Raw genomic sequence first — 26,763 nt, forward strand, 5'->3', positions numbered from 1 at the left:
TCTCAAAGATTTTATAAAATGAGTAAAAATCTGCTTAGTTTAATGAGAAATTTAATTTAATATAAAATTTGTATTAAAACTATTTAAAAAAATGAGAAAATATTATATAATAAAAATATGATTATTTTGAAAAAACTACTATTTGTCATATTACATTTATAAGAACTCCAGATATAAGAAGAAATGTGTTAAATTTTATTGAAAAATATATTAATTTTTATTAAATTTTATTAGATAATGTGTTAAAATTTAATAAAAAATAGAAAAAACACAGATAATTTAAATAATTTGGAGTTTGCCGTAGAAAATAAGATAAGGAGCTGATATTTTGAAGATTGGAAGTAATTCTGTAGAAGAAAACACGTATAGTCTTATAAAAAAGGCATTAGATGCCTCTCTAAAAAGAAATGAAGTTATAGATAACAATATAGCAAATGTTAATACTAAAGGATTCAAAAGGAGCTATGTAACTTTTGAAGAGACTCTAAAAGATACCCAAGATGACATAAATATGACAATAACTAACGAAAAACATATAAATCAAGGAAAAGAATATGGACAAATAGAAGAACAGAGAGATGAATCAGATAGTATGAGAATGGATGGTAATAATGTAGATATCGATAATGAAATGGCTAATCTAGCTGCTAATTCATTGAAATATAATGCTTTAATAAGTCAAATAAATTCTAGAATATCTATGAAAAGAAATGTTATAAACGGAGGAAAATAATATGAGTGCTTTTGATTCTTTTAGGATAAGTGCTAGTGGTCTTTCAGCTGAGAGACTAAGAATGGATACTATTGCGGCTAATATTGCCAATGTTTCAACAACAAGAGGAGAAGATGGGCAAGCTTATAGAAGAAAAGTAGCTGTGTTCCAAGAAAATTTAGAGCAAGAATTAAATAAAGAAGATAATAAATATGGAACTAAATTAAAAGGAGTAAAGGCTGTAGGAATTGAAGAAGATCAATCTCCTTTGAGAAAAGTATATGATCCATCCCATCCAGATGCAGATGCAGAAGGATATGTTATGATGCCAAATGTTAATGTTCTAAACGAGATGGCTGATATGATAGCTGCAACACGTGCTTATGAAGCTAATGTTACAGCAATGAATTCTGAGAAGAGTATGTTTTCAAAAGCTTTAGAAATAGGCAGATAGGAGGAAGATAAATTTGAAAATTAATGATTTTATACCCAATACACCATTTTATACTCAAATAAATTCAAAAGATATCCAAAATGACATGGAACAAGAAGGCAATATTTCTAGCTTTGGTGAAGCTTTGAAATCAGAATTAAATAAGGTTAATGACAAACAGTTGGAGGCTGAAGATCTAACAGATAAGTTTATAAAAGGGGAAGATGATAATATACATGAAGTAATGTTAAAAACTGAAGAAGCAAAGCTTTCTCTCCAGCTTGCAGTTCAAGTAAGAAATAAAGTTTTGGAGGCTTACCAAGAGATAAATAGAATGCAAGTATAGTTAGGAGTGCTGAATAAATGAACAAGCTAAAGGAGAATGTGGGGAAGCTGTTAGATAAGATAAAGAGTTTAAGTAAAGGCAAAAAAATAGCTTTTGGAACTCTAGCTTTAGGAATTCTTATAGTAATTATTTATTTAATTGTTTATTTTAATAAAACCAATTATGCAGTGCTCTTTAGAGATATGGACCCTAATGATGCACAAACAGCTTTAGCTAAGTTAAATGAAAAAAAGATACAGTATAAAATAGAGAATAACACTATAAAAGTTCCAGAGGGAAAGGCAGCAGAACTAAGGATGGAAATTGCTCCTGTATTGACAAATGGGGCTAAAGGATATGAGATATTAGATGAGGGAAGCAAATGGGGAATGACAGATAAAGAAATGGATACAAAATATCAAATTGCTCTTCAAGGAGAACTTCAAAAGACTATAGAAACATTTCCAGAAGTTGAAAAAGCAGATGTTAAACTTGTTATGAATAAGGAAAGTGATTTCTTTAAAAAAGAAGATCCTGCCCAAGCTTCTGTAACATTACATTTTAAAAATGGGAAAAAGGTAAACAAAGAACAAATAAAAGCTATAGTTTCTCTTGTTGGAGGCAGTGTTAAAAATTTACCTAAAGAAAATGTAAAAGTAATAGGTGTAATAAATGGTACTACTTCCGTTTTAAGTGAAGACTTGTTTGATGATGAAAAAAATACTTTAGGAACTGCTACAGATAAGCAAAGAGAATATGAGAAAAATCTTGAAAAGGAATACGAAAAAAAGATTTTAACATTGTTATCTCAAAAATATGGAAACGGTGTGCAAGCCACAGTTGATGTAGAGGCAGATTTTAATGCTTCAGAGAAGACTTCTACAGCATGGGATAAAACACCTGTAGTAAGAAGCGAAAAAAATGTAAAAGATACAAATACAAATGCTCAAACAAAAAATAGTGGAAGTCCTGTAGACAACAATATGTCTAATACATATGGTAGTAATGGAGGAGTTTCTAATTCTTCTCATGAAGAAAGTACAAAAAATTATGAAATTGGCAAGGTGGAAGAAAAAGTAGTTGCAGCTCCAGGAAAGATTAAAAAAGTTTCTGCATCTATAATTGTTAATGAATCTAGTTTAAGTGATGATGCAAAAACAAAGATACAAAACACAGTATCCGCTGCAATTGGTTATGACCAAAACAGAGGAGATATCATAAGTGTTGAAGGAATGAAATTTGTTGGAGTAGATGACCCTGAAAAAGAAGCGGAGAAGAAGGCGCAAGAAGAAGCGGCTCAAAAGAAAATGCTTATGTATAAATATATAGGTGCTGGAGTAGCAGCATTAATAGCATTAATAGCGGTATTTATTTTTGTAAGAAAATCAAGAAGAAAGAGAAATCAAGAAGATGAAACACAAGGAATAGATTTCCTTGTAGATGAAAATATAACTCCAAAAGAACCTTTAAAGCCAATTCAATTTGACGATGAGAATGAAAAGACTCATTTAGAAAAAGAAATAAAGAAATATGCATCAAACAAGCCAGAGCAGGTTGCTGAGATTATTAAAGCCTGGATGGCAGAAGATGAGAGGTGATATAGTATATGGCTAAGGAAAATAAACTTACCGGAATTCAAAAGGCTGCCATTCTATTCATAACTCTTGGACCAGAAGCAGCATCTGGGATTATTAAAAAATTATCTGATAATGAAATACAAAAAATAACTTATGAAATAGCTAATACAACATCAGTAAAGCAGGAACAAAGATCAGAAATTCTGGAAGAATTTATAGAGATGAATAAAGCTAAAGATTATATTCTAGAAGGTGGTTTTGAGTATGCTAGAAATGTTTTAGGAAAGGCGCTTGGAACTCAAAGAGCTAAAGAAATCTTGGATAAGGTATCTGAAGCTACCCAACAATATAGACCTTTTGCAATAGCAAGAAAAGCCGATGCTCATCAACTTCTAAATGTTATATCTAATGAGCACCCTCAAACAATAGCACTTATATTGTGTTACCTTCAAGGAGATAAAGCTGGTCAAATAATGGCTGAATTGCCTGAAGATATTCAAACAGAGGTAGCTTTTAGAATAGCAACTATGGATAATACATCACCTATGGTTATTAAAGAGATTGAAAAAGTACTAAATAGTAAATTGTCTTCAGTAGTTAGAACAGATATGACAATTATAGGTGGAGTTGAAACGTTAGTTGATATATTGAATCAAGTTGATAGAACTACTGAGAAAAATATTACAGAAGGATTGGAAAGAGAAGATCCAGAACTTGCAGAAAAAATCAAACAATCTATGTTTGTATTTGAAGATATTATTTCATTGGATGATGTATCTATACAAAGAGTACTCCGAGAAGTGGAGACAAAAGATCTTTCTCTTGCATTAAAAGGATGTTCAGAAGAAGTTGCCAATGCTATATTTAGAAATCAATCAAAGAGAGCTGCTGCATCATTAAAAGAAGATATAGAATTCTTAGGACCTGTAAGAATTATGGATGTTGAAAAAGCTCAACAAAAAGTTGTTAGTGTAATAAGAAGATTAGAAGATGCAGGAGAAATAATTATTTCTAGGGGTGGAGAAGATGCTATCATCGTCTAGGGTCATAAAAAGTAATTCTACTATTGAGAGTGGTAAGGTAGAAATAAACACAGAATATGTATGTAAAAAAAATAAAGAACTAGCAGAGAAGAATGCTAAGGATTTTATTGAAAACTATGAAGTGCTAGCAAGAACTATGCTTGAAAATGCAAGAAAGCAAGGTGAAGAACTGATTTCTAGAGCTTATCATGAAGCTCAACAAATAGAGGAAGATGCATATAGAAAAGGCTATGATGAGGGATTAGAAACAGGTTATAAAGAAGCTTATGAAAAAGGTGTGGGTGAAGCTAATGAGTATTATGAAAACATCTCAAAACAAGCCCAAATGGAATTAGAAGAAACTAATGCAAAAATAGACAAGATGTTTTTTCAAGCTAATCAAGATTATTTAAACTACTTGGATGAAAAAAAAGAAGATGTAAAAGACTTAGTTATTACCATAGCGGAAAATATTCTTCAGAAAGAAATTAAGGAAAAAGATTCAATAGGTAATATGATTTTAGATGCTATGGAAGTAAACTTGAAATCTAAAACTGTTATTGTTAAAGCAAGAAGTGAATATATAGATGATGTTAAATCAAAAATTGAGATATGGAAAAGTGGCAATGTTTTTAATGGAGATGTTTTTGTAGTAGCAGACGATACTTTAGATGAAGGTTCTGCAATTATTCAAAGAGAAAATGGGAAAATAGTAGTTGATGCAATAAAGGCTTTAGACAAGGTTAAAGAAATAATGTTTTCTAATGATCAGTAATCAGTAGCTAGATGCCAGTGACTAGTTGCCATGTGTTAAGAGAGACGGAATTTCTTCAAATCAGAGATTCAGTTAATACTGCTACTAGAATCTGGTAAGTGGTTACTAAAAAAGGCGAACGGAGTGATAGTTTGAATATTTCGCTGGATTTTCAAGGTTTAAGGGATAAAATTAATGAGTGGGATTTTAAATATGTAGAAGGAATGGTAAAACAAGTTATTGGACTTACTATAGAAGTTGAGGGGATTAAGGCTTTTGTAGGAGAAATTTGTAATATATATAGTGAAAAAAATAAACCTATAACTTGTGAAGTAGTAGGATTTAAGGAAGATAATGTAATATTAATGCCTCTTGGTGAACTCAAAGGAATAGCCCCCGGGTGTAGGGTTGTACCTTTAAAAAAACCATTAAGCGTTAGGTGTTCAGAAGAGTTATTTGGAAAGGTATTAGATGGTTTAGGTAGACCTTTAAATGGTGAAGAGATAAAAACAGGAGTTGAATATGCCTTAGATACTTCACCACCAGATCCCTTGAAAAGAAGAAGAATTACAGAACCAATCGCAACAGGAATAAGAGCTATTGATGGATTTTTGACTTGTGGAGAGGGACAAAGGATAGGTATTTTTGCAGGAAGTGGTGTTGGTAAAAGTACTACTTTAGGAATGATAGCGAGAGATGCTAAGGCAGATGTAAATGTAATATCTCTTGTGGGAGAAAGAGGAAGAGAAGTTAAGGACTTTTTAGAAAAGGACTTAGGAGAAGAAGGGTTGAAAAAATCAATTATAGTATGTGCAACTTCAGACCAACCAGCTTTAGTTAGACTTAAGGGATGTTTTACAGCTACAGCAATTGCTGAGTATTTCAGAGATAAGGGCAAAAAAGTAATATTAATGATGGATTCTGTTACTAGATTTGCTATGGCTCAAAGAGAAATTGGACTTGCTATAGGAGAACCTCCTGCAACTAAAGGATACACACCTTCCGTTTTTGCTATGCTTCCAAGATTAATGGAAAGGTCAGGTATGTCAGATAAAGGTTCTATTACAGCTTTTTATACAGTACTTGTAGATGGGGATGATTTTAACGAACCAATAGCTGATGCAGTTAGAGGTATTTTAGATGGACATATTGTCTTATCTAGAAGTTTAGCTGCAAAGAACCATTATCCTGCCATAGACATTTTAAGTAGTGTAAGTAGGTTAATGTCAGAAATTGCAGAGAAAGACCATAAAGATGCTGCATCTATAGCAAGAGATTTATTAGCTACTTACAAAAACTCTGAAGATTTAATAAATATAGGAGCTTATGTTAAAGGAAGTACGCCAAAGGTAGATATGGCTATACATTATATTGATTTTATTAATAACTTTTTAAAACAAGGAATAGAAGAACACTGTGAGTTTGATGAAAGTATTACAAAATTAAAAACAATGTTTAAGTAGTACATATAAAAAATTTCTAGTTACTAGTTGTTAATTACTAAAAAGGTTAGACAAGCTTTTAGATGAGATGAGTCGAGTCATTTAGTTATTAGAGATTAAAAAATAAAAAAATCTAGAGTAATTGATAAAAAGATTTATCAAAATTAAAATTGTTTGATATTGGTAAGTGGGGAGTGAAGAGTTTGGGATTTAATTTTAGGCTTCAAAAAGTTCTTGACATTAGAACTGATAAAGAAGAAGAGAGTAAGAGAATTTTTAAAAAAGCTCAAGATGAAAAAAATAAGGTTGAAAAAAGATTGGACTTTTTAAAAGATGAATATAACAAATATTCTAAATTTAAAAAAGAATGTAGTGTTGTTGAGAGGAAAATAAGGCAAAATTATTGTACATCTCTTCATTTTTCAATTGGTGAAACCCATGATGAACTTAAAAATAAATCAAAGATACTAGAAGAAAAAAGGCAGGATTTAAAACAAAAACAAGTAGAAAGAAAGACTGTAGAAATTTTAAAAGATAAACAAAAAGAAGCTTATATTAAAGAGCAAAATTTAATTGAACAAAAAGCCAATGACGAGTATGCTCTTTATTCATTTATAAGAAATTTAAAAAATAGATATGTGTGAAAGGAGGTGAAAAGGTATGAGTAATACATCTTTAAATGGTGTACAAGCAATAAATGAAGTTGCTGTAGGTAAAGGTAATACAGCTAAAACTAATACAAAAACTTCTACATCTAAGGAATTTGAAAAATTCTTCAACAAAGCATCAATTGAAAAAAGAAATGTTGTTGAAAATAAAGGATCTATTCAGAATAAAAATAATGTTGAAAACAAGAATGTAAATGAAGAGAATTCAGATGAAAAAGATGTTAGATTAACAGAAAGTACTAGTTCTCAAAAAACAGATGATAAAAACGTAAAAAACAAAAATGTAAGTGAAGAAAACACTATAGAGACTGAGATAGAAAAACTTAAAAGCTCTAATAGTAAAGAAGATTATATTAATAATTTAGCAAGCCTTTTAGAAAAAATGCTTAATGGAGAAGTAAAGATTGATTTAGATCTCATACAAAAAATATTAAAACAATCTAATGGTGAGATACTTAATCAAATTAATGCATCTATAGGCTCTGAAGGTATTAGCAAAATAAAAAGTGATATTCTTCAAATAATGAAGAATGATTTTGGTAGTCAATTTAATTTCAAAAAGATGGAGGAAAAACCTTTATCAGAAATCTTTGAGATGATAGTTAAATTACCTTCTATTAATACTTCAGAAAAATCAGATTTTAAGAATCAAATTATAAAAGTATTGAAAGATAGGTTAGAAGGGTTAAATAATAAGGAGAAATCCTTAGATTTAAAGGAGAAATCCTTAGATTTAAGTGAAACTTTAATTAGTAACACAAAAGACAATAAATCTGATTTAAACTTAAATCTAAGTGAAAAGAATAACGAAACTTTAGCAGAAGGTTTTGATGAAAGTGATTCTGAAAGTGATATTCTAAAAAAACTAGCTTTTTCTGATAAAGATGATGACAAACCTCAATTCCAAAGAGTTATAAACTACATGGGTAGAATAAACAAGACACAGGGTATTAATCCTATAGTAGAAGTAGATTCCAAAAATTTAGGCGTTGTTAATTCAAAAAACTTAGTTGAAGATTTAGTGAAAGATGTTAAGTTTATGCAGTTAAATAACTTAAAAGAAATGACTGTAAAAATAAACCCTAAGGAATTAGGGCAACTGATTATAAGAGTTACTATGGAAAATGGTGCTATGAAAGCAAATATAACTGCACATAACAAGGAGGCATACAATTTACTTAACACAAACTACAGTGAACTTAATAGTAAGCTATCAGATGATGGAATTAAAATTCAAAACTTTACTATAGACATATATAATGGAGACACTACTTTCTTTAGCAATGAAAAAAATAAACATGAAAATCAACAAGGATCTAGCAAAGGAAGTAATTCTAACATTGCATTAAATGAAGAAGATACAATCAATGTTGAAAGTTCAAATACTGTAGATAGCAATAGTGTAAATGCCTTTGTATAAGTAGGAGGATAAATTATGGCAGAAGTAAGTAAAACTAGAAATGGAACAATTATAGCTAAAAGAGGATTTGAAGTAGAAAAATCTAATAATGCAACTAGTAAGGGAACTAGAATAGTAAAAAAAGGGAATGAACTTGACAAAAATGCTTTTTTAAAAATCCTTACTGCGGAACTTACAAATCAAGATCCTACAAATGCTAAAGATTCTACTGCATATATTTCACAATTTGCCCAATTTGCAAGTCTTGAACAAATGGCAAATTTAAATGGCACAATGAGTTTTAACTCAGCTTCTAGTTTAGTTGGTAAAACAGTAGCTTTAAGTGCTTATGACGATTGGGGACATCAGTATGGCGGTAGAGTAACAAATGTTACTAAGCAAGGTGATAATATAAAATTAATGGTTAATGTTCCTAAGTATAGAGGCGAAAAAATTATCGATTATGAAGACAAGGAATTTGACTATAAAGATCTTTCTGATGTTTTAAATGTGCCAGCAGATGATACTGTACTTTTACAATACTTAAAAGACCATTTTGCTTATTTGAATAATAATATGAATTTTATGTCTGCAACCAGTATAGTTAATAAAAAGGTTCAATTGACAACTTATGAAGAAAATAAAGATGCTAAAGAGGGCGAAGATAAGTATAAAGAAGTTAAGTATTCAGGAACTGTAAAAGAAGTTTACAAGACAAAAGAAGGAGTAAAAGTAAATGTTATTTTAGATGAAACAGGAAAAGAGAAAGAGTTCTTGTTTGATGATGTATCTAAAATCCTAAGCTAGAGTTGGTGGTAATATGGGATATAGAGTTTTAAATGGTAAAGTATATCAAGTTGGAAGTTTTCAGCAAGATATAAAGCCTAAAGTGCAAGGACAAGAAAGTAAAATTAAGGGAAATACCTTTCAAAATATATTTAATAAAGAAATAGACAAGCAGTGTAATCTTACTATATCTAATCATGCAGCGCAAAGACTAAAAGATAGAAATATAGAGTTAGATGAAAATGACATGAAAACTATTAATGAAGGAATAAACAAGGCGAATGAGAAAGGGTCTAAAGATTCATTGATTATATATAAAAATATGGCCTTAGTTACAAGTATAAAAAACAGAACAATAATAACTGCTGTAGACAAAGAAAGCAGTAAAGGAAATGTTTTTACTAACATAGATAGTGTAGTTTTATTATAGGCTGGACCGAAAGGAAGCCAAGCTCCAATGAATGACAGAGTTGGAGATTAAAAAAAGTGGGAGGTTTTTATAAATGTTAAGATCTATGTATTCGGCAATTAGTGGAATGAAGGTTAATCAAGTTAAATTAGATGTAACTGGTAATAATATATCAAATGTAGGAACAACAGCTTTTAAAGGGTCAAGGGTAAGATTTCAAGATATGCTTAGTCAAAATGTATCTCAAGCTTTAGGACCAGGAAGAAATACCGGTGGTGTAAACCCAAGACAAGTAGGACTTGGAGTTCAAGTATCAGGTATAGATACTATAGTAAGCCAAGGTATGATGCAGCCAACAAGCAGAAACCTAGATGTAGCAATGGACGGAACAGGATACTTTGTAGTTGCAAGAGGACCACTTCCAGATAGTAACGCTGGCGGAATTTCAGTAGATCAAGCTAGTCATACTATGAGTGGAGGAAATTTTGAAGTAAGTTTTACAAGGGATGGTGCATTAGCTCTTGACCATGAAGGAAACCTTTTAACTTCAGATGGATATAGAGTTATGGGATATGCTTTAAGAGAAAATGGTGGAACTAATGCAGATGCTTTAAGTATAGACTATAATGCTAATGGATACGTAAATTTTGTAGATTCTGACAGCGAATATGGGTTAATAAATTCAGGAAATTTAGTTCCTTTAAGAATACCAGATAGTGTTCATGTTAAAGCTGATAATATTTCTGCTCAGGCTAAAGAAATGAACTATACTGGTTCAGCGGATAAAAGTATATTTGATACTGATAATACAAAGTCAGGAATGGAAGGGTATCCTACAATAAAAACAGATGGTGTTTTTAAGGGGAAAAAAGATATAAATATAGAAGTAAAGTATACAGATAAAGATAAGGATAGTGCAACAGATGATAAAGGTTGGATGGTATTTATAAATGGGAAAAACACTTATATAGAAGCAGCGACAGATGTAGATGATTCAAATATTGATTCTTCAACTATATTAAATGCTGATGAAAAAGCTGCTTTGAAAGATTTATTAAACGGAAGTAAAATAACTACAACAGCACCAGATGAAACTAAAATGGAAACTGATAAAACAAAATATAGCTGGTCATTTAATCTAAGAGCAGAAGGAGACAAAAAAATTAGAAGTTTTTCTATAGAAAAAGATGGAATACTAAAAGCAGTTCTTGATGATGGTACTGTTAGTGCTCTTGGACAAATTGCTACGGCATCTTTTAAGAATCCAGCTGGTTTAACTAAGCTTGGAAAGAATATGCTTCAAAACAGTGCGAACTCAGGACAACCTATATTGAGAAGCGGAATAGGCTCAGATCCTGCTTATGATAATGGAGATGGATATGGAGATATGCTTCAGGGAATGCTTGAAATGTCAAACATTGACTTAGCGGAACAATTTACAGATATGATAGTTACAACAAGAGCTTTCCAAGCAGCAGGAAAAATGATTTCTACAGGAGATGAAATTCTTCAAGATATTATCAACTTAAAAAGGTAGTTTTTAGGTTCGAACTAGGATTAAATTAAATACTAAGTTCTAGGGGAAAAGGCTAAGAAGAGCAATCAATAGTTGCTAGCAACTAATAACTAAAAGAATTACAAAAGTTTTTATCAACTAAAGATTAGTAATTAAAAAAATAAAGTCTAGGGTGTTTTTTTAGTGTTATACAAACTAAAACACCCTAGCACCTAAAAAGGGGTGTTTTTATGATAAAACTTACAGGATTAAACCATAAGGAAATGTTTTTAAATGCAGATCATATTGAAAAAATGGAAGAAGTACCTGAAACCCTAATAACTTTAACAAATGGGAAGAAATATATTGTACTTGAATCTAATGAGGAAGTTCTTAATAAAGTTGTGGAGTACAAAAGAAAAATTTTCACGCTAGGCTTATAGGAGGAATTTGGAATGAAGAGACAGGATGTACTTACGCTGGTAGGGTTAGTACTTGGATTTGGATTGGTTGTTTTTGGTATGTTAAGTGGTGGAACAGTAAGCATGTTTGTTGACCCATCTTCTATAGCAATTACTGTTGGGGGATCTTTTGGAGCACTTTTGATTGCATATCCAATGGCAGAATTTAAGAGAGTAGGTAAGGTAATAATTCAATCTTTTAAAGAAAATGGTATGTCTGGATTAGATATAATAAACAAGTTTTCAGATGTGTCAAAGAAGGCAAGAAGAGAAGGATTATTATCTCTTGAAGAAGATATAGAAAAAATAGATGATAATTTCTTGAAAAAGGGACTTCAAATGGTAGTTGATGGATTGGAGCCAGAAACCATAAGAGATATAATGGAACTAGAAATTGGAGAAATGGAAAAAAGACATAAAGTGGGTGCATCAATTTTTAGAACATGGGGAGGATTCGCTCCTGCTTTTGGTATGTTAGGTACTCTTATTGGACTTATACAGATGCTTGCTAATCTTAATGATCCAGCTGCTCTTGGTCCAGGAATGAGTAAAGCACTTATAACAACATTTTATGGTTCATTACTAGCAAGTTTAATATTAAATCCTACAGCAGGCAATTTAGAGTATAAAAGTGGTGTAGAAGCAACTCTTCGTGAAATGATAGTGGAAGGTGTACTTGCTATACAATCAGGAGTAAACCCTAGAATAGTAGAAGAAAAGCTTGTTTCATACTTGAACCCAGAGGATAAGAAGAAATTCCTTCAAATTCAATCAAGTGGTGAGGTGGGAGAAGATGTCTAGAAGAAACAAAAATCAGCAAGAAGAACCAAAAGAAAATAATGATTGGTTGGCAACTTATGCTGATACTATAACATTGCTAATGACATTCTTTGTACTGCTTTATGCTTTTTCAATGGTAGATCAAACTAAATTTCAGCAGATAGCTGCTTCAATGAACTCTGTTTTAACAGGAAACAACGCTACATCAATATTGGAAATGAATACTTCAGGAGATGTTCCTGTTACAGGTTCGCCTGTAGATATGGGACCAAAGCAAACTGGAAATACCGAAAAAGAAAGTATGTATAATAAAATTAAATCCTTTGTAGATAGTAATAAATTAAAAGATACAATTGAAATACGTAAAGACAGTAGAGGGGTAGTAATGGAACTTAAAGATAATGTTTTGTTTGATACCGCAGAAGCTGATATTAAGGAAAGCAGTAAGCCAATATTAGATAAAATTAATTCTCTTTTAGCTACACTTCCAAATGAAATTATAGTAGAGGGACATACAGATAATGTTCCTATTAGAAATTATAAGTATGCTAGTAACTGGGAGTTATCTACTCAAAGAGCTGTTAATGTTTTAAAATATTTTGTAGAAGTGAAGGGACAAAACCCTAAAAGATTTCAGGCAGCTGGTTATGGAGAATATCGTCCTATAGCACAAAACAATAATGATACTAATAGAGCAAAAAATAGAAGAGTTAATATACTAATTACAGCAGGGGAAAAGGAGAAGAAATAATATGAGCGAAGTAACAAATAAAGAAACTGGTAAAAAAGGAAATGTACTTAAAGTTATAATTATCGTTTTACTTGCTGCAGTTCTTGTTGGAGGGGGAACTTTTGGTGGATACTATGTTTCAACAAAACTAAACTCTCAAAAAACTAAGATAAATGTTGTAAAAAGTGAAGTAGTTAACAAAAGAACTTTTGCATTAGATGAATTTTTAGTAAACTTAAAAGCAGAGAATGCTCAAAGATTTATTAAAGCTAAGATATTTGTAGGTTATGCAGGTGAAAAACAAGATAAAAAATTTGAAGAAGAATTGACAGATAAGAAAGCTATTTTAAGAGATAACATCAATTCAATACTAAGAAACAAAAAACCAGAAGAATTTACAGATAGCGGTATTCAAAAAATGAAAGAAGAAATAAAGCAAAAAATCAATCCGTTTTTAAAAAAGGGTGAAATAACAGATATTTATTTTTCAGATATATTAGTTCAATAGGAAGTAGTGATATTATATGGGAACAAAGGATACTATAGGAGCTTTTATCCAAGTAATTATTTTCTTACCGTTTATAATATTTCTGATATACCTTTTTAGTAAGTATGGGGGAGAAAAACTTCAAAGTTTACAAAATGGCAGATATATGAAAATATTAGATAGAATGCCTTTGTCTAAAGATAATGCTATATTAATTACTAAAATAGGAGAAAAAGGATATTTAATATCTTCTGCCCAAGGTAGAGTGGAGATTTTAAGAGAATTAGATGAAAATGAAATAAAGAAAATCGAGGAAGATAAAAATTTGAATACTAATCCAAACTTTAAAGAAGTTATTACAAAACTGAAATTTAAAAAGGAAGATAAATAATGAGAAAAAATAAAACTGTTTTAATAATATTGGTATCATTATTTACTATATTATTTTTAACTAAAATTAATGCTTATGCAGAGCCAAGTACAATATCTGTTCCTAAAATAAACATTTCTGTAGATAAAGCATCAACACCAAAGGAGTATGTAGATAACATAAAGCTCTTAATTATGCTTACAGTGATATCACTATTACCTTCCTTTATAGTTATGATGACAAGCTTTACTAGAATAATTGTTGTATTTGGATTCATGAAGAATGCTCTTGGGACACAGCAAGCACCTCCTAGTCAAGTATTGGTTGGACTTGCCCTAGTTTTAACTATTTTCATAATGGCACCTACATATAGTAAAATAAACAATGATGCTGTTAAACCTTTTTTAGAAAATAAAATAAATCAACAGCAGGCTATTGAAAAAAGTTCAAAGCCATTAAGAGATTTTATGTTAAAACAAACAAGAAAAAAGGATTTAGAATTATTTGTAGAAATATCAAAGATAGACAAGACAAATTTAAATGAACAAAATGCTCCTTTATACATAGTAGTTCCAGCTTTTATAATAAGTGAGCTTAAAACTGCTTTTAAAATTGGATTTTTATTATTTATTCCATTTTTAATAATTGATATTGTGGTAGCAAGTGTTCTTATGTCTATGGGAATGTTTATGCTTCCACCGGTTATGATTTCTTTGCCTTTTAAAATATTGTTATTTGTAATGGTGGATGGATGGTATCTTCTTGTTAAATCTTTAATTATGAGTTATTCGTGAGGTGTTTTAAATGAGTGAAGAAATGGTTATTGGAATTTTAAAAGATGCAATAATGACAGGAATGAAAGCGGCTGCACCCATATTGATTGTATCTATAGTTGTAGGACTTATTGTAAGTATTTTTCAAGCTACAACTCAAATACAGGAACAGACATTGACTTTTGTTCCAAAACTTATTGCAGTTGCTTTAGTTGGACTTTTAACAGCTAGATTTATGCAACATACAGTAATGAGTTTTACACAAAGAATATTTGATATTATTTCTACTATTACGGCTTAGGTGGGATAGATTTGATAGATACAGTATATTTTACAGCTTTTCTTTTGATTTTTATTAGGTTGTTTGCTTTTATTCAAGTTGTACCTGCATTTTATCCTAGTGGTACACCGTATTTAGTAAAAGGAACTCTTCCAGCAATCATTGCTTTTATAATTATGCCAGGAATAGATCATTCAGGTGTAAATTTAATAAATAATAATTTTGTTTTACTAACAGCTGTTATAGCTGAAATCGGCACAGGGTTAACTTTTGGATTTATTGTAAATCTTTGTTTTAACTGTATAAGATACGCAGGGTCTTTGATGGATATGCAAATCGGCTTTGCTATGATGTCTATGTTTGATCCAAATTCTAATAGTAATGCAACTCTTATAGAAAGGATGTTGTATTGGTTTAGTTTAATAATATTTTTAACTGTTGATGGACATCATATGTTAATTAAACAATTAATAGAGAGTTTCAGTGTAGTACATTTAGGTAATTTTATTTTATCTCAAAAAAGTGCAATGATTATTGTACAAGTATTTATAAAATATTTTGAATTAGGATTGAGAATAGCAATACCAATAATATTGATAATTATATTAACAGACTTAACTTTAGCTCTTGTAGCTAAAACTGTACCTCAATTAAATGTAATGATTTTAGGACTTCCAATAAAAATTCTATTAGGACTAAGTGTTATTTCGTTATCACTACCTATATTCTACAAACTTATTTCTAATGGTTTTGGAAATATACCTAGTTTTATAAGAGAAATTTACAAAGTTGTACCTCTTGTCATAGTTTTTGCTAGTGGTGACAGCGGCGATAAGACAGAAGACGCTACTCCCCATAAATTAAATGAAGCAAAAAAGAAGGGACAAGTAGCTAAAAGTAAAGAAGTAAATTCAGCTCTTACCCTATTAGCTTCGACTATTATAATAATAACTTTAGGGGAATATGTTATAGGAGCTTTTAAAGATAATATAGTAAGTTTTTTAGGATCATATTTAAATATGAATCTAGATTCCAGTAGTTTATATGGGCTAACAATACTTATTACTATAAAAATAGCTTCTGTATTACTTCCTATAGTAGTTCCTATAATGATTATAGGGGCAGGAGCTAATATAATTCAGACAGGTTTTATTAAATCAACGGAGCCAATAAAACCACAGTTATCAAAAATAAATCCTATAAATGGATTTAAAAAAATGTTTTCTATGAGAACAATTATGGAGCTTATTAAAGATATAGCTGTAATTTCTATAGTTGGAATAGTAGGATTTAATTTTTTAAAGGGTAATTTTGATAAAATATTAAATATGGGAAATCTAAAGTTTTCAGTTATTATAGAAACTGTATTAGATCTTACTAAAAATATTTTTTTTAGAATAACACTTGTAATGATAGGAATAGCTTTAATAGATTTTATTTATCAAAAGTATCAATTTAAGAAAGATATGAGGATGAGTAAGCAAGAAATAAAAGAAGAATATAAGCAGCAAGAAGGAGATCCTCAAATAAAGTCAAAAATAAGACAAAAGCAAAGAGAAATGGCTATGGGAAGAATGATGCAACAAGTTCCAGATGCATCAGTAGTAATTACTAATCCTACTCATATTGCAGTTGCCCTAAAGTATGAGGAAGGAAAAATGGGAGCACCTCTTTTATTAGCTAAAGGAAGTGACTATATAGCCATAAAGATAAAAGAAAAAGCGAAAGAAAATGATATACCTATTATTGAAAATAAGCCTCTAGCAAGATTAATATACAACCAGGTGGAAATCAATTCTGAGATCCCTGAAGAAATGTACCAAGCAGTAGCGGAAATTCTAGTGCTGGTATATAAAATAAAAAAGACAAAGTAGATAAAGGGTGAGATTTTTGGAGAATGTTAAAAAAATAAATTCTAAAATTAAAAATTACACAGATATAATTATAGCTTTTGGGGTAATAGGTATAGTACTTATGATAATTATTCCTTTGCCACCATCAATACTAGATGTGTTACTTGCATTTAATATAACAATTTCTTGTGTAATTATATTACTCACTATGTTTACAACAGAAGTTCTTCAATTTTCTGTTTTCCCAACACTTCTTTTAATAACTACACTTTTTAGGTTGGGACTTAACATATCGTCAACAAGGTTAATACTTAAAGACCATTACGCAGGGGATATAATTGAAACCTTTGGAAGCTTTGTTGTAGGCGGAAACTATGTAGTTGGAGTAATAATATTTTTAATCATTATAATTATTCAGTTTGTAGTAATTACAAATGGTGCAGGCAGAGTATCGGAAGTTTCAGCTAGATTTACATTAGATGCTATGCCAGGAAAACAAATGAGTATAGATGCAGACCTTAATGCAGGTCTTATATCTGAAGTACAAGCTAGGGAAAGACGTGAAAAAATTCAAGAAGAAGCAAATTTTTATGGAGCTATGGATGGTGCTTCTAAATTCGTAAAAGGTGATGCTATTGCAGGTATAATAATAACTCTTATAAATGTAATTGCGGGTATAATTATAGGAGTTGGAATGCAGGGAATGCCAGCAACAGATGCAGCTGCTACTTATGTAAGACTTACTATAGGAGATGGACTTGTTGGACAAATACCAGCACTTTTAATATCAGTTGCTTCAGGTATACTTGTAACTCGTTCAGCTTCTAGTGAAAACTTAGGAAACTTATTAACAAAACAATTAACAGGATTTCCTAAGGTTTTAGGTATAGCTTCAGCAGTACTATTATTTTTAGGATTTATTCCAGGAATGCCTAAATTCGTTTTCTTTGTTTTAGCTATTGCTACAGCAGTAAGTGCATATTTTCTTTATAATGATGAAAAAGAAAAAGTTATACTTCAAATGCAAACAGAAGAGGAAGAGATTATTGAAAGTGAAAAAAGAGAACCAGAAAATGTTACAACTTTAATAGCAGTAGAACCTATGGACATAGAGATAGGGTATGGATTAATACCTTTAGCTGATGAAGCATCGGGAGGCGATTTACTTCAAAGAATTGCTTCGGTTAGACGTCAGTGTGCTATAGAAATGGGTATAATAGTACAGCCTATAAGAATAAGAGATAACTTACAATTAAAAACGAATGAGTATGTGATAAAGATAAGAGGAACAGCTATTGTTAGAGGAGAACTTATGCCAAATATGCTTCTTTGTATGGATCCTAGTGGAGATGAAATGAGCATTGAAGGTATTAGAACTATAGAACCTACTTTTGGACTTCCAGCTCTTTGGATAAATCATGATCAAAGAGAAGAAGCTGAAATAAAAGGACTAACTGTTGTAGATCCTACTACAGTAATGGTAACTCATTTAACAGAGATTATAAAATCTCATTCTTATGAATTATTAGGAAGACAAGAAACTAAACTTATTATTGATACAGTAAAAGAAAAATATTCTACGGTTGTAGAAGAGTTAATACCTGACTTAATGACTATTGGAGAAATTCAAAAAGTACTTCAAAGTCTTTTAAAAGAAAAAGTTTCAATAAAGGATATGGTAACTATATTAGAATCTCTTGCGGATAATTCTAGAACTACAAAAGACATTGAGGTTCTTACAGAATATGTTAGATTTGCTTTGGCAAGAAATATATGTAATGAATTAGTAGATGAGAATGGAAGTATTACTGTGGCGATTCTTTCACCTGAACTTGAAGAGTTAATAGGAAATAGCATTCAAAAGTCTATGCAAGGTTCTTTCCCTGCAATAGATCCTGAGATTACAGGACAAATATTTGAATCTATAAAGAATGTTTTGGATACGGTGAATTTTTATGGAAATCAACCTGTTATACTTGTATCTCCAAAGATAAGGCCAGCTTTTAGGAAACTTACCGAGATGGTATTCCCTGGTATAAACATACTGTCTTTAAATGAGATACCTAATGATATAGAAATCAGAACTGAAGGAGTTGTGACTTATCAATGATTATAAAAAAATACATAGTTAATAATATGAATGAGGCTATGAGTAGAATTAGGTATGAGCTAGGAAAAGATGCTGTTATAATCAGTCAAAGAAAAATAAGGAAGCCAGGGATTAGAGGTATTTTTTCTTCAAAGATAATAGAAGTTACAGCAGCCATAGATAACAAAGATGATCTTAAGGAAGATATGAAAAATAGCATAGATGCTATAAAACAAGTAATGAAATTTAAAGAACCTTCTAAAATAGATTCTAATCAATTAACTATGAATAAAGAGAATAAAAACAAATCAAATAAAGAAGAGCAAAAGTATGAAAAAACTGAAAATGATTTGCTAAGAGAAATGCAAGAAATGAAAAAAATTATGACAACTATAGCAAATAAGGAAGAACATGAGGAAAAAAGCCAATTAGAACTTACTTTAGAAGAAAATGATATAAATAATACTATAATAGAAGATATTTTAGATAAAATTAATACAATAGATGATAGCATGGAGGAATATGAGAAAGTAAAAAGAATTATAAATGAAGAAACACAAATTTCAAATACTAAAATGCAAGGCACTGTAGTTTTAGTAGGTCCTACGGGAGTTGGCAAAACAACTACTATTGCAAAGTTAGCTGGAAGATTATCTCTTATAGAAAAGAAAAAGGTAGGACTTATAACTATTGATACATATAGAATAGGAGCAGTAGAACAGCTAAGTACTTATGCAGACATAATGAATATACCTTTTAAGGTGATTATATCTCCAAAGGAAATGGAAGAAGCGATTAATAGTATGAAAGATTGTGACGTAGTTTTAATTGATACTACAGGACGCAGTAGCAAAAACAAAATGCAAATTGCAGAACTTAATTCCTTTATACAAAAGGCTGAAACAGATAATATACATTTAGTTATAAGTTGCACGACCAAAGATAAGGACATAAATTCTATAATTGAAGGATACAAATCTCTTGATTTTAATAATGTAATAATAACAAAATTAGATGAAACAACTACCTATGGATCCATACTTAATATATTACATTACACAAAGAAGCCTTTAAGTTTCGTAACTACAGGCCAGAATGTACCAGATGATATCAAAAAAATAACCTGTGAAGAAATTACGAATCTTATTTTAGGAGAGGACTTTATATGCTAGATCAAGCACAAACACTAAGGAGATTAGCTCAATATAGAAATAATGAAAATTCAAATCATGAAATGTTGGATATGAAAGATAATGATCTTAATAGTGGTTGTAAAATTATAACCATCACTTCTGGAAAAGGAGGGGTGGGAAAAAGTAATTTTGTTGTTAACCTAGGAATAACCCTTCAAAGAATGGGTAAATCAGTTTTAATATTTGATGCAGATGTAGGAATGGGAAACGATGATGTATTAATGGGGTTCTTACCTAAGTATAATATATATGATATAATATTGAAAAATATGGATATAGAGGATGTAGTTATTGAGGGCCCTTATGGTATAAAACTTCTGCCAGCAGGTTCAGGGCTAAACAGGCTAGATGAAATAAATGAGGAACAAAGGGAAGCATTTTTTAATAAACTTAATCTTTTAGAAGGCTTAGATTTTATACTAATGGATACTGGAGCAGGAATAAATAGAAGCGTATTAGGATTTATTGATTGTTGCGATGAAGTTATAATTGTTACTACTCCAGAACCTACATCTATAACTGATGCATATAGTTTAATGAAAGCTGTTAGTTATTTTAAAGTTAAAAAATCTTCAAAAATAGTTGTTAATAAAGTAATAGAAGAAAGAGAAGGAAAAGCAACATTTAGTAAACTTAATAATGCAGCGGATAAATTTTTGGATATGAGGCTTCAGCACCTAGGAGATATTAAAGAAGATAGAAAGTTAGTACAAGCTGTTAGAGCACAAAAGCCTTTTGTGATTAATTATCCAAATTGTGATGCTTCTAAAGATATAGAAAAAATTGCCTTAAAACTTTGTGGAAGTAATAATGAACATAATAAGAAAGGTGAAGTAAAAGGATTATTCGAAAAAATATTTAGAATTTTTACTTAAGGGGGGAATAAGACATAAATGGAAGGAATTAATTTCAATATTAATAGCAAAGTAGAAGTTATATACAACGATGAAGCATATTTATGTGATATTCAAGATACAAAAGATAACTGTGTAGCTATAAGCATTCCGATAAAAGAGAGAGGGTATTTGCCCCTTAATAAAGGGGAGAGAATCGATGTTTATTATTATGATGATAAGTGTATATACGAGTTTACAACCACTGTAGTTGGAAGAGAACGAAGAAATATACCTCTTGTATGGATACTTTCTCCAGAAAGATATAAAAAAATTCAAAGAAGAAAATTTGTAAGAATAAGTTTGCTTTTAGATGTAAAATATGCAGTTGTTAAAGAAGGAGTATCTTTAAGTAAAAATTATTTAAGCGAATTAAAGTTTTTAAAAGCCATTGCTCTAGATTTAAGTGGTGGAGGAATAAAATTAAAAACAAAAGAGGAATTAAAGCCTGGGGAACATTTAATTATAGCTATTCCTTTAGATGGTAAAGGTATGATGGTAAAAGGAAAAGTTATAAGAGCTAGCAAAGATGACTTAAAAGAAAACATAAATGGAGTTAAATTTGAACAAATAAATCTTAGAGAACAAGATAGAGTTATACAATACGTATTTAAAATTATGAGAGAGCAGATGAAGAAGGGATTAAAGGAGGAGTAAAAAAATGGCCATAGCTACCAATTTAGATGTAAGAGAACAGATTGTAAAAAAATATATACCCCTTGTAAAATATATCGCATCTAGAGTGATTATAGGTAAGAGTAAATATATTGACTTTGAAGATTTGCTAGGTTATGGTATGGTGGGGCTCATGGATGCTCTTAATAAGTTTGATGAAAGCAAAGGAATGAAGTTTTCTACTTATGCTTCTATCAGGATAAGAGGAGCCATGATAGATGAAATAAGAAAAAATAGTCCTATATCCAAAGGAGCTATGGACAAATTAAACAGGTATAATAGAGCTGTAGAGAGCCTTCAAAAGAAGAACTTAAGAGAACCAAACGGTATAGAGATTGCTAATGAATTAGGGATGTCTGTAGGTGAAGTTGGAGAAGTAGAGAATTTTATAAATTATATTTCTGTGGTTTCTTTAGAGGATTTAATATTTTCAGAAGAGGATGATATGCTTTTAATTGGAACTATAGAAGATGAGAATAGTCCTAATCCAGAAAGAAATGTTCAAGAAAAAGAACAAACAGAATATCTTGCTAAGGCAATTGAAATCCTTAATGAAAAGGATAGAATAGTTATAACATTATATTATTATGAAGGGCTTACTTTAAAGGAAATAGGAAATGTACTTGGAGTATCAGAATCAAGAGTTTGCCAACTTCACAGTAGAGCTATAGTTAATCTTAGAAAAAAACTATTCACACTTAAATATGATATTAAATAAAGAGGTGTATATATGTTTACTGCTATTTTTTTGTTAATTATAGGTGCTATTTTAATTTTATTTAATATCAATGCTGTTAAAAGAGAAGAGAATAATTTTGAGAAAATACTTCATGAGAAAGAAAAAAATATTGGAGATTATGAGGTAGAAATAGGAAAGTTAAGAAAAGAGTTTGCAGAAACGCTTGTAGAAATTCAAAGTCAAATTATAGTATTAGAAGAAGGTATACATACTAAGGATTGTGATGACAAATACAAAACTACATTTCATGAAGAGTTACCCAGTGAAAACAATAAACATAGTGAAGTTTTAGATAAAGATATAGAAGATAATGACGATAAAGATAAGGTAGGGACTAAAACAGAAAGTGATCTTAAAAAAACTCAAGATAAAGAAGAAACTGTAGAAATGAAGAAGGATACAAATGAAGAAGAACATATAAAGAATAAAGAGGATGAAAACCAAGAAGAAAAAACAGAAAGTGAAGAAACTCCTGAAGTTCATGAAAATCATAAGGTGAATAATGTAAAGGTAAGTGAGATTCAACGTCTTATTGAAGAAGGATTAGGCGTGGATGAAATTGCCAATAAATTAAAGGTGAATAAGGGGGAAGTGCTATTAATAAAGGAATTATACTTAAAATAAAAAAAACAGTAAATTTTTTAAGTGATAGAAAAGTATTAATAGGTATAGGTATAGGAATCATAATTGCTACTGTTGCAATGACAAGTGCCAAGATAAGTGTAAATTTATCTAGATATGAAGTAGAACTTAAAGCTAGACAATACGGTATGGAATATAGGGATGAACAGAAAGTTATTCCTAAAAGTACAGATAAAAATTCAAATAATAAGGATGTGAAAAAATGATAAGGAGTATATACACGGCAGTTTCTGGTTTAATAACACAGGAAGCAAAACAGGATACAATAAGTAATAATTTGGCTAACGCTAATACTATTGGATATAAAAAAGATAATTTAATAGCTAAAAAATTTGAAGATGTTATGATACAAAATTATGATAAGATACAAAATGGAAAAAATGTAAGAAATGAAATTGGAACTTTAAGTATGGGAAGCAAAATAGATGGTACATATACTTTGTTTCAGCAAGGAGTTATTACGGGAACAGATAAAGATACAGATTTTGCAATTAATGGAAGAGGTTTTTTTACTGTAACTAGAGGTACAACTGGAAACAGATTATATACAAGAGACGGACAATTCCACATAGATAATTCAGGATATTTAGCTAATAGTTCTGGAGATAGAGTTTTAGGAAGAAATATTAGAAATGGAAATGTAGAGCCAATTTATGTAGGGAATGGAGAGATGAAGTCTGATGATGGAGGCAATATAAATATTAATGGTGCTCCTTCATACAAATTATACATAGCTGATTTTCAAGATTATTCATCTCTAAAGAAGATGGAGGATAATTTATTTCAAGGAGAAAATCCTACTGAAATAAATGCAAGAGTATTCCAAAATTCTTTAGAAAAATCAAATGTAAATATTATGGCTGAAATGTCAGATATGATGATGACTATGAGAAGTTTTGAAAGTAGTCAAAAAGTTATACAATCTTTAGATGAAACACTAGGGAAAACAGTAAATGAGGTAGGAAGAGTTTAAAATTAGTACCTAGAAAAAGGGGTGGATAAATTGCTTAGAAGCATATGGAATTCAAGAGCTGGTATGTCAGCTACTATGGAAAAGATGGATACTATATCGAATAACTTAAGTAATATAAATACAATAGGTTATAAAAAAGTAGATGTGAATTTTCAAAGTTTAGTACAAGAGACATTAAAAAGACAAGGATATCCTACTAATGATGCAAATGCTGCTACAGGTACAGGTGTAAAGACTTCTGAGTTGTTTAAGGATAATTCTCAAGGAATTTTAATAAATACTGAAGTTAAAACAGATCTAGCATTAGATGGTAAAGGGTATTTTAAAGTAATAGATGCAAATGGTAATGAAGCCTATACTAGAAGTGGTTCTTTTAACATTGACTCTGATGGTAGAATTGTAGATCCTAATGGAAATAGGTTAGTAGTATTAAACGATAGAGGACAAAATGTAAATGTGTCAAATAGTAATATAAGATTTAATGAGAAAAATTTTGTAGTTGATGAAAATGGGAATGTATTAGGAAATAATTTTGGAAATTTAAGAATACCAGTTTATGATGCTCTAGGAGATAATTCTATGAAAAGTATAGGTAAAAATTTATACTCTCCAGAAATTATTGTAGATGAAAATGGTAACCAAAGACAAACTCAAGTATTTGAAAAAAGAGATACGAATATTCTTCAAGGACATGTTGAAAATTCAAATGTAAAAATTGAAGAAGAATTTTCACAGATGATTATAAATCAAAGAGCTTTCCAATTAAATTCTAATGCCCTTAAAACTGCTGATGAGATGTGGCAAATGGCAAATAATATAAGAGGTAGATAAGGATATGTTTTAAAAGTTATTGAATTCGTATAATTTCTAATTATAATGAATTGAACAATTTTAAACATATTCTTAAGAGAACGGAAAGAATAGAAAATGCACAGTATATTAGAATTTTAATATATTGTGCATTTTTTATTGAAGATACATCTTATTTTTATTCTTGTTCCACTGCAGCTGTTAGTGGAGGAATTACTTGTTTTTTTCTAGAAAGAAGATTAGGTACATAAGCAGTGTTATTTTCTAGTGTTACATTAAATGCTTTTTCTACAAAGTCTAATTTTTTACCTACAACGATTAACTGAGAACCATTTTTCATTATGTCAGTAAGCATTAATATTAGTGAATCATAATCCTCAGAAGAACATTTATTGTTCATATAATCAAGCATTTTTTCTTTCATAGGTTCGAATCCATCTATGTCCATAGTAGAGACTTGGCCAACTCCTATCTTTTTATCTACTATAGTGAAAGGTTTAAAATCTTGATTAAATATTTCCTCAACAGTTTTACCAGCTAAGGATGTTCCTGCTTTAAACATTTCATTAGCATAAGTTTCTACATTTATATCAGCTATTTTAGCAAGTCTGTTTAAGATTAGCTTATCTATATTAGTTGAAGTAGGTGATTTGAATAATAAAGTATCTGATATAATTGCGCTACATAGTAATCCTGCAATTTTCTTAGATGGTCTTATGCCATTTTCAAAGAACATAGATGCCACAATAGTAGCGGTACATCCTACTGGTTCATTTCTAAAATAAATAGGGTGACCAGTTTGTATATCAGCGAGTCTGTGATGGTCAATTATTTCTAGAATATGGGCATCTTCTAGTCCATTTATTGATTGAGATCTTTCATTATGATCAACTAGAATAACATTTTTATTTGATTGAGAAATCAAGTGGAATCTTGATATTGCTCCTATAGCCTTATTATTTGCATCAAGAATAGGATAACTTCTAAATCTAGTCTTTGTCATAGTATTTTTTATATCTTCAACAAACTCATCTGTTTTAAAGAATATAACATCATCTTTAGGTGTCATTACATATTTTACAGGTATACTTTGTATAATCATTCTAGAAGCAGTAAAAGAATCATAAGGGGTAGCTATAATAGAGCATCCTTGTTTAGTAGCCTTTTCTATAATAGAACTATCAATTTCATGATTACCAGCAACTATCATTAAAGAAGCCTTACCATCTATAATGATTTCTTGAGCATCTATTCTATTTCCACAAATTGCTATATCTCCTTCTTCTAAAACCTCTTTTATCCCAGCTGGATCCATAGCAGCTACAATTATTTTTCCTTTAAAATTGGGGAGTTTTTCATTAAAGTATATTGCTTTGCCTGATAAAGTATCTAATATGTTTTCGTAAGTGGTTCCACTCTTGCCAAGTATGTAATTATCCCAAATATCCATGTAAGCTGATGTTAAATTAGAGATACTAACAACACCTAAAAATGTATCATCTCCATTTACAACAGTAACAGTTTTCATGTTGTTTTTTTTCAATATATTCCAAGCAGTTTTTAAAGAAACATCTGGAGATAGGGGAGCTGCTTTGTCCATATCTAAATCTTTAACTTTAGTTTTTAGAGTATCTATAAGTTTTGGTTCCTTAACTTTAAAATAATCTAAAGCAAATTGAGTTTCTTTGCTTATATTTCCTAGTCTGATTGGAATAGCTTCTACGTCTTGAGTTTTATTCTTAAATTCAGCGTATGCAATGGCAGAACAAATAGAATCGGTGTCTGGATTCTTATGTCCTGTTACATAAATTATGTCTTTCATATAATGTATACCTCCTAAAAGTTTATCTAAAAAGTTTATCTAAATTCTTTTACTATTTTACCATAAAAATAAGGGGAGTGATTATTTTTATGAAAAAATATAATTTTTTCATAAGATAATAAGTACATCTCATATACTAGTTTAGAAGAATTTAATTTTTAATGGGTAATG

Annotated in this window: 30 protein-coding genes; 29 read left to right on the forward strand and 1 reads right to left on the reverse strand. The window is 30.1% G+C overall.

Features of this window, described 5'->3' with window-relative positions; genetic code table 11:
- Nucleotides 1-328: 328 nt before the first annotated feature.
- From flgB to OW729_RS13460, 29 genes are all read left to right on the forward strand, one after another.
- Nucleotides 329-733, forward strand: coding sequence for a flagellar basal body rod protein FlgB (gene flgB / locus OW729_RS13320; protein ID WP_268062025.1), 405 nt, complete (start codon nucleotides 329-331; stop codon nucleotides 731-733).
- 1 nt (nucleotide 734) lies between these two features.
- Complete coding sequence (flgC, locus tag OW729_RS13325; RefSeq protein WP_268062026.1) at nucleotides 735-1,166, forward strand: flagellar basal body rod protein FlgC; 432 nt, start codon at nucleotides 735-737, stop codon at nucleotides 1,164-1,166.
- Between the two features lie 13 nt (nucleotides 1,167-1,179).
- Entirely contained in the window at nucleotides 1,180-1,491 is a 312-nt protein-coding gene (gene fliE / locus OW729_RS13330) for a flagellar hook-basal body complex protein FliE (protein WP_407647682.1), read from the forward strand.
- 17 nt (nucleotides 1,492-1,508) lie between these two features.
- Nucleotides 1,509-3,068, forward strand: coding sequence for a flagellar basal-body MS-ring/collar protein FliF (gene fliF, locus OW729_RS13335; protein WP_268062027.1), 1,560 nt, complete (start codon nucleotides 1,509-1,511; stop codon nucleotides 3,066-3,068).
- 8 nt (nucleotides 3,069-3,076) lie between these two features.
- Nucleotides 3,077-4,090 carry a flagellar motor switch protein FliG gene (fliG, locus tag OW729_RS13340; protein ID WP_268062028.1) on the forward strand — a complete coding sequence of 338 codons (1,014 nt, stop codon included), beginning with the start codon at nucleotides 3,077-3,079 and terminating at the stop codon, nucleotides 4,088-4,090.
- On the forward strand, nucleotides 4,074-4,844 hold the full coding sequence (locus OW729_RS13345) for a FliH/SctL family protein (RefSeq protein ID WP_268062029.1): 771 nt from the start codon (nucleotides 4,074-4,076) through the stop codon (nucleotides 4,842-4,844). The genes fliG and OW729_RS13345 overlap by 17 nt, the downstream gene beginning before the upstream one ends.
- A 131-nt stretch (nucleotides 4,845-4,975) precedes the next feature.
- Complete coding sequence (gene fliI / locus OW729_RS13350; protein ID WP_268062030.1) at nucleotides 4,976-6,286, forward strand: flagellar protein export ATPase FliI; 1,311 nt, start codon at nucleotides 4,976-4,978, stop codon at nucleotides 6,284-6,286.
- A gap of 182 nt (nucleotides 6,287-6,468) precedes the next feature.
- Nucleotides 6,469-6,909, forward strand: a complete 441-nt coding sequence (fliJ, locus tag OW729_RS13355; RefSeq protein WP_268062031.1) for a flagellar export protein FliJ — start codon at nucleotides 6,469-6,471, stop codon at nucleotides 6,907-6,909.
- A gap of 16 nt (nucleotides 6,910-6,925) precedes the next feature.
- Nucleotides 6,926-8,353 carry a flagellar hook-length control protein FliK gene (locus OW729_RS13360; RefSeq protein ID WP_268062032.1) on the forward strand — a complete coding sequence of 476 codons (1,428 nt, stop codon included), beginning with the start codon at nucleotides 6,926-6,928 and terminating at the stop codon, nucleotides 8,351-8,353.
- A gap of 15 nt (nucleotides 8,354-8,368) precedes the next feature.
- Nucleotides 8,369-9,139, forward strand: coding sequence for a flagellar hook capping FlgD N-terminal domain-containing protein (locus OW729_RS13365; RefSeq protein WP_268062033.1), 771 nt, complete (start codon nucleotides 8,369-8,371; stop codon nucleotides 9,137-9,139).
- Nucleotides 9,140-9,152: 13 nt separating this feature from the next.
- On the forward strand, nucleotides 9,153-9,548 hold the full coding sequence (locus OW729_RS13370; protein ID WP_268062034.1) for a TIGR02530 family flagellar biosynthesis protein: 396 nt from the start codon (nucleotides 9,153-9,155) through the stop codon (nucleotides 9,546-9,548).
- A gap of 73 nt (nucleotides 9,549-9,621) precedes the next feature.
- On the forward strand, nucleotides 9,622-11,064 hold the full coding sequence (locus OW729_RS13375) for a flagellar hook protein FlgE (RefSeq protein WP_268062035.1): 1,443 nt from the start codon (nucleotides 9,622-9,624) through the stop codon (nucleotides 11,062-11,064).
- A 209-nt stretch (nucleotides 11,065-11,273) separates the two neighbouring features.
- Nucleotides 11,274-11,465, forward strand: coding sequence for a flagellar FlbD family protein (locus OW729_RS13380; RefSeq protein ID WP_268062036.1), 192 nt, complete (start codon nucleotides 11,274-11,276; stop codon nucleotides 11,463-11,465).
- Nucleotides 11,466-11,477: 12 nt separating this feature from the next.
- Nucleotides 11,478-12,284 (forward strand): motility protein A, encoded by an 807-nt coding sequence (locus OW729_RS13385; RefSeq protein ID WP_268062037.1) that lies wholly within the window; start codon nucleotides 11,478-11,480, stop codon nucleotides 12,282-12,284.
- The gene (locus OW729_RS13390) at nucleotides 12,277-13,014 is read left to right on the forward strand and encodes an OmpA family protein (RefSeq protein ID WP_268062038.1); all 738 of its coding nucleotides are present in this window, start codon (nucleotides 12,277-12,279) and stop codon (nucleotides 13,012-13,014) included. The genes OW729_RS13385 and OW729_RS13390 overlap by 8 nt, the downstream gene beginning before the upstream one ends.
- Before the next feature lies 1 nt (nucleotide 13,015).
- Nucleotides 13,016-13,501, forward strand: a complete 486-nt coding sequence (locus OW729_RS13395) for a flagellar basal body-associated FliL family protein (protein ID WP_268062039.1) — start codon at nucleotides 13,016-13,018, stop codon at nucleotides 13,499-13,501.
- 16 nt (nucleotides 13,502-13,517) lie between these two features.
- Nucleotides 13,518-13,871: a flagellar biosynthetic protein FliO gene (gene fliO, locus OW729_RS13400; RefSeq protein ID WP_268062040.1), complete on the forward strand. Its 354-nt coding sequence runs from the start codon at nucleotides 13,518-13,520 to the stop codon at nucleotides 13,869-13,871.
- Nucleotides 13,871-14,644, forward strand: coding sequence for a flagellar type III secretion system pore protein FliP (gene fliP, locus OW729_RS13405; RefSeq protein ID WP_268062041.1), 774 nt, complete (start codon nucleotides 13,871-13,873; stop codon nucleotides 14,642-14,644). Before fliO ends, fliP begins: the two co-directional genes overlap by 1 nt.
- 10 nt (nucleotides 14,645-14,654) lie before the next feature.
- Complete coding sequence (gene fliQ, locus OW729_RS13410; protein WP_268062042.1) at nucleotides 14,655-14,924, forward strand: flagellar biosynthesis protein FliQ; 270 nt, start codon at nucleotides 14,655-14,657, stop codon at nucleotides 14,922-14,924.
- 11 nt (nucleotides 14,925-14,935) lie between these two features.
- Nucleotides 14,936-16,777, forward strand: a complete 1,842-nt coding sequence (locus OW729_RS13415; protein WP_268062044.1) for a fused FliR family export protein/FlhB family type III secretion system protein — start codon at nucleotides 14,936-14,938, stop codon at nucleotides 16,775-16,777.
- A gap of 16 nt (nucleotides 16,778-16,793) precedes the next feature.
- Nucleotides 16,794-18,866, forward strand: coding sequence for a flagellar biosynthesis protein FlhA (gene flhA, locus OW729_RS13420; RefSeq protein ID WP_407647683.1), 2,073 nt, complete (start codon nucleotides 16,794-16,796; stop codon nucleotides 18,864-18,866).
- Entirely contained in the window at nucleotides 18,863-20,017 is a 1,155-nt protein-coding gene (gene flhF / locus OW729_RS13425; protein WP_268062046.1) for a flagellar biosynthesis protein FlhF, read from the forward strand. Before flhA ends, flhF begins: the two co-directional genes overlap by 4 nt.
- The gene (locus OW729_RS13430) at nucleotides 20,011-20,913 is read left to right on the forward strand and encodes a MinD/ParA family protein (RefSeq protein WP_268062047.1); all 903 of its coding nucleotides are present in this window, start codon (nucleotides 20,011-20,013) and stop codon (nucleotides 20,911-20,913) included. The genes flhF and OW729_RS13430 overlap by 7 nt, the downstream gene beginning before the upstream one ends.
- A gap of 18 nt (nucleotides 20,914-20,931) precedes the next feature.
- Nucleotides 20,932-21,588 carry a flagellar brake protein gene (locus OW729_RS13435; RefSeq protein WP_268062048.1) on the forward strand — a complete coding sequence of 219 codons (657 nt, stop codon included), beginning with the start codon at nucleotides 20,932-20,934 and terminating at the stop codon, nucleotides 21,586-21,588.
- Nucleotides 21,589-21,592: 4 nt separating this feature from the next.
- Nucleotides 21,593-22,324: a FliA/WhiG family RNA polymerase sigma factor gene (locus OW729_RS13440; RefSeq protein WP_268062049.1), complete on the forward strand. Its 732-nt coding sequence runs from the start codon at nucleotides 21,593-21,595 to the stop codon at nucleotides 22,322-22,324.
- A gap of 12 nt (nucleotides 22,325-22,336) precedes the next feature.
- On the forward strand, nucleotides 22,337-22,969 hold the full coding sequence (locus tag OW729_RS13445) for a hypothetical protein (protein WP_268062050.1): 633 nt from the start codon (nucleotides 22,337-22,339) through the stop codon (nucleotides 22,967-22,969).
- A 77-nt stretch (nucleotides 22,970-23,046) separates the two neighbouring features.
- Complete coding sequence (locus OW729_RS13450; protein ID WP_268062051.1) at nucleotides 23,047-23,193, forward strand: hypothetical protein; 147 nt, start codon at nucleotides 23,047-23,049, stop codon at nucleotides 23,191-23,193.
- Nucleotides 23,190-23,960 (forward strand): flagellar hook-basal body complex protein, encoded by a 771-nt coding sequence (locus OW729_RS13455; protein ID WP_268062052.1) that lies wholly within the window; start codon nucleotides 23,190-23,192, stop codon nucleotides 23,958-23,960. The genes OW729_RS13450 and OW729_RS13455 overlap by 4 nt, the downstream gene beginning before the upstream one ends.
- Nucleotides 23,961-23,990: 30 nt before the next feature.
- Nucleotides 23,991-24,791 carry a flagellar hook-basal body complex protein gene (locus OW729_RS13460; protein ID WP_268062053.1) on the forward strand — a complete coding sequence of 267 codons (801 nt, stop codon included), beginning with the start codon at nucleotides 23,991-23,993 and terminating at the stop codon, nucleotides 24,789-24,791.
- Nucleotides 24,792-24,948: 157 nt separating this feature from the next.
- On the opposite strand, the gene OW729_RS13465 is transcribed toward OW729_RS13460, so the two are convergent.
- Nucleotides 24,949-26,592 carry a putative manganese-dependent inorganic diphosphatase gene (locus OW729_RS13465; RefSeq protein ID WP_268062054.1) on the reverse strand — a complete coding sequence of 548 codons (1,644 nt, stop codon included), beginning with the start codon at nucleotides 26,590-26,592 and terminating at the stop codon, nucleotides 24,949-24,951.
- Nucleotides 26,593-26,763 lie beyond the last annotated feature (171 nt).

The organism is Clostridium brassicae (assembly GCF_026738875.1).
GTDB lineage: Bacteria > Bacillota > Clostridia > Clostridiales > Clostridiaceae > Clostridium_H > Clostridium_H brassicae.

Excerpts from the sequence above, each read along its gene's own strand:
- flgC (WP_268062026.1), top strand. The coding sequence starts at position 735 with ATGAGTGCTTTTGATTCTTTTAGGATAAGTGCTAGTGGTCTTTCAGCT.
- fliF (WP_268062027.1), top strand. The coding sequence starts at position 1,509 with ATGAACAAGCTAAAGGAGAATGTGGGGAAGCTGTTAGATAAGATAAAG.
- fliG (WP_268062028.1), top strand. The coding sequence starts at position 3,077 with ATGGCTAAGGAAAATAAACTTACCGGAATTCAAAAGGCTGCCATTCTA.
- OW729_RS13345 (WP_268062029.1), top strand. The coding sequence starts at position 4,074 with ATGCTATCATCGTCTAGGGTCATAAAAAGTAATTCTACTATTGAGAGT.
- OW729_RS13360 (WP_268062032.1), top strand. The coding sequence starts at position 6,926 with ATGAGTAATACATCTTTAAATGGTGTACAAGCAATAAATGAAGTTGCT.
- OW729_RS13365 (WP_268062033.1), top strand. The coding sequence starts at position 8,369 with ATGGCAGAAGTAAGTAAAACTAGAAATGGAACAATTATAGCTAAAAGA.
- OW729_RS13370 (WP_268062034.1), top strand. The coding sequence starts at position 9,153 with ATGGGATATAGAGTTTTAAATGGTAAAGTATATCAAGTTGGAAGTTTT.
- OW729_RS13375 (WP_268062035.1), top strand. The coding sequence starts at position 9,622 with ATGTTAAGATCTATGTATTCGGCAATTAGTGGAATGAAGGTTAATCAA.
- OW729_RS13380 (WP_268062036.1), top strand. The coding sequence starts at position 11,274 with ATGATAAAACTTACAGGATTAAACCATAAGGAAATGTTTTTAAATGCA.
- OW729_RS13385 (WP_268062037.1), top strand. The coding sequence starts at position 11,478 with ATGAAGAGACAGGATGTACTTACGCTGGTAGGGTTAGTACTTGGATTT.
- OW729_RS13390 (WP_268062038.1), top strand. The coding sequence starts at position 12,277 with ATGTCTAGAAGAAACAAAAATCAGCAAGAAGAACCAAAAGAAAATAAT.
- OW729_RS13395 (WP_268062039.1), top strand. The coding sequence starts at position 13,016 with ATGAGCGAAGTAACAAATAAAGAAACTGGTAAAAAAGGAAATGTACTT.
- fliO (WP_268062040.1), top strand. The coding sequence starts at position 13,518 with ATGGGAACAAAGGATACTATAGGAGCTTTTATCCAAGTAATTATTTTC.
- fliP (WP_268062041.1), top strand. The coding sequence starts at position 13,871 with ATGAGAAAAAATAAAACTGTTTTAATAATATTGGTATCATTATTTACT.
- fliQ (WP_268062042.1), top strand. The coding sequence starts at position 14,655 with ATGAGTGAAGAAATGGTTATTGGAATTTTAAAAGATGCAATAATGACA.
- flhF (WP_268062046.1), top strand. The coding sequence starts at position 18,863 with ATGATTATAAAAAAATACATAGTTAATAATATGAATGAGGCTATGAGT.
- OW729_RS13430 (WP_268062047.1), top strand. The coding sequence starts at position 20,011 with ATGCTAGATCAAGCACAAACACTAAGGAGATTAGCTCAATATAGAAAT.
- OW729_RS13435 (WP_268062048.1), top strand. The coding sequence starts at position 20,932 with ATGGAAGGAATTAATTTCAATATTAATAGCAAAGTAGAAGTTATATAC.
- OW729_RS13440 (WP_268062049.1), top strand. The coding sequence starts at position 21,593 with ATGGCCATAGCTACCAATTTAGATGTAAGAGAACAGATTGTAAAAAAA.
- OW729_RS13445 (WP_268062050.1), top strand. The coding sequence starts at position 22,337 with ATGTTTACTGCTATTTTTTTGTTAATTATAGGTGCTATTTTAATTTTA.
- OW729_RS13450 (WP_268062051.1), top strand. The coding sequence starts at position 23,047 with ATGACAAGTGCCAAGATAAGTGTAAATTTATCTAGATATGAAGTAGAA.
- OW729_RS13455 (WP_268062052.1), top strand. The coding sequence starts at position 23,190 with ATGATAAGGAGTATATACACGGCAGTTTCTGGTTTAATAACACAGGAA.
- OW729_RS13465 (WP_268062054.1), bottom strand. The coding sequence starts at position 26,592 with ATGAAAGACATAATTTATGTAACAGGACATAAGAATCCAGACACCGAT.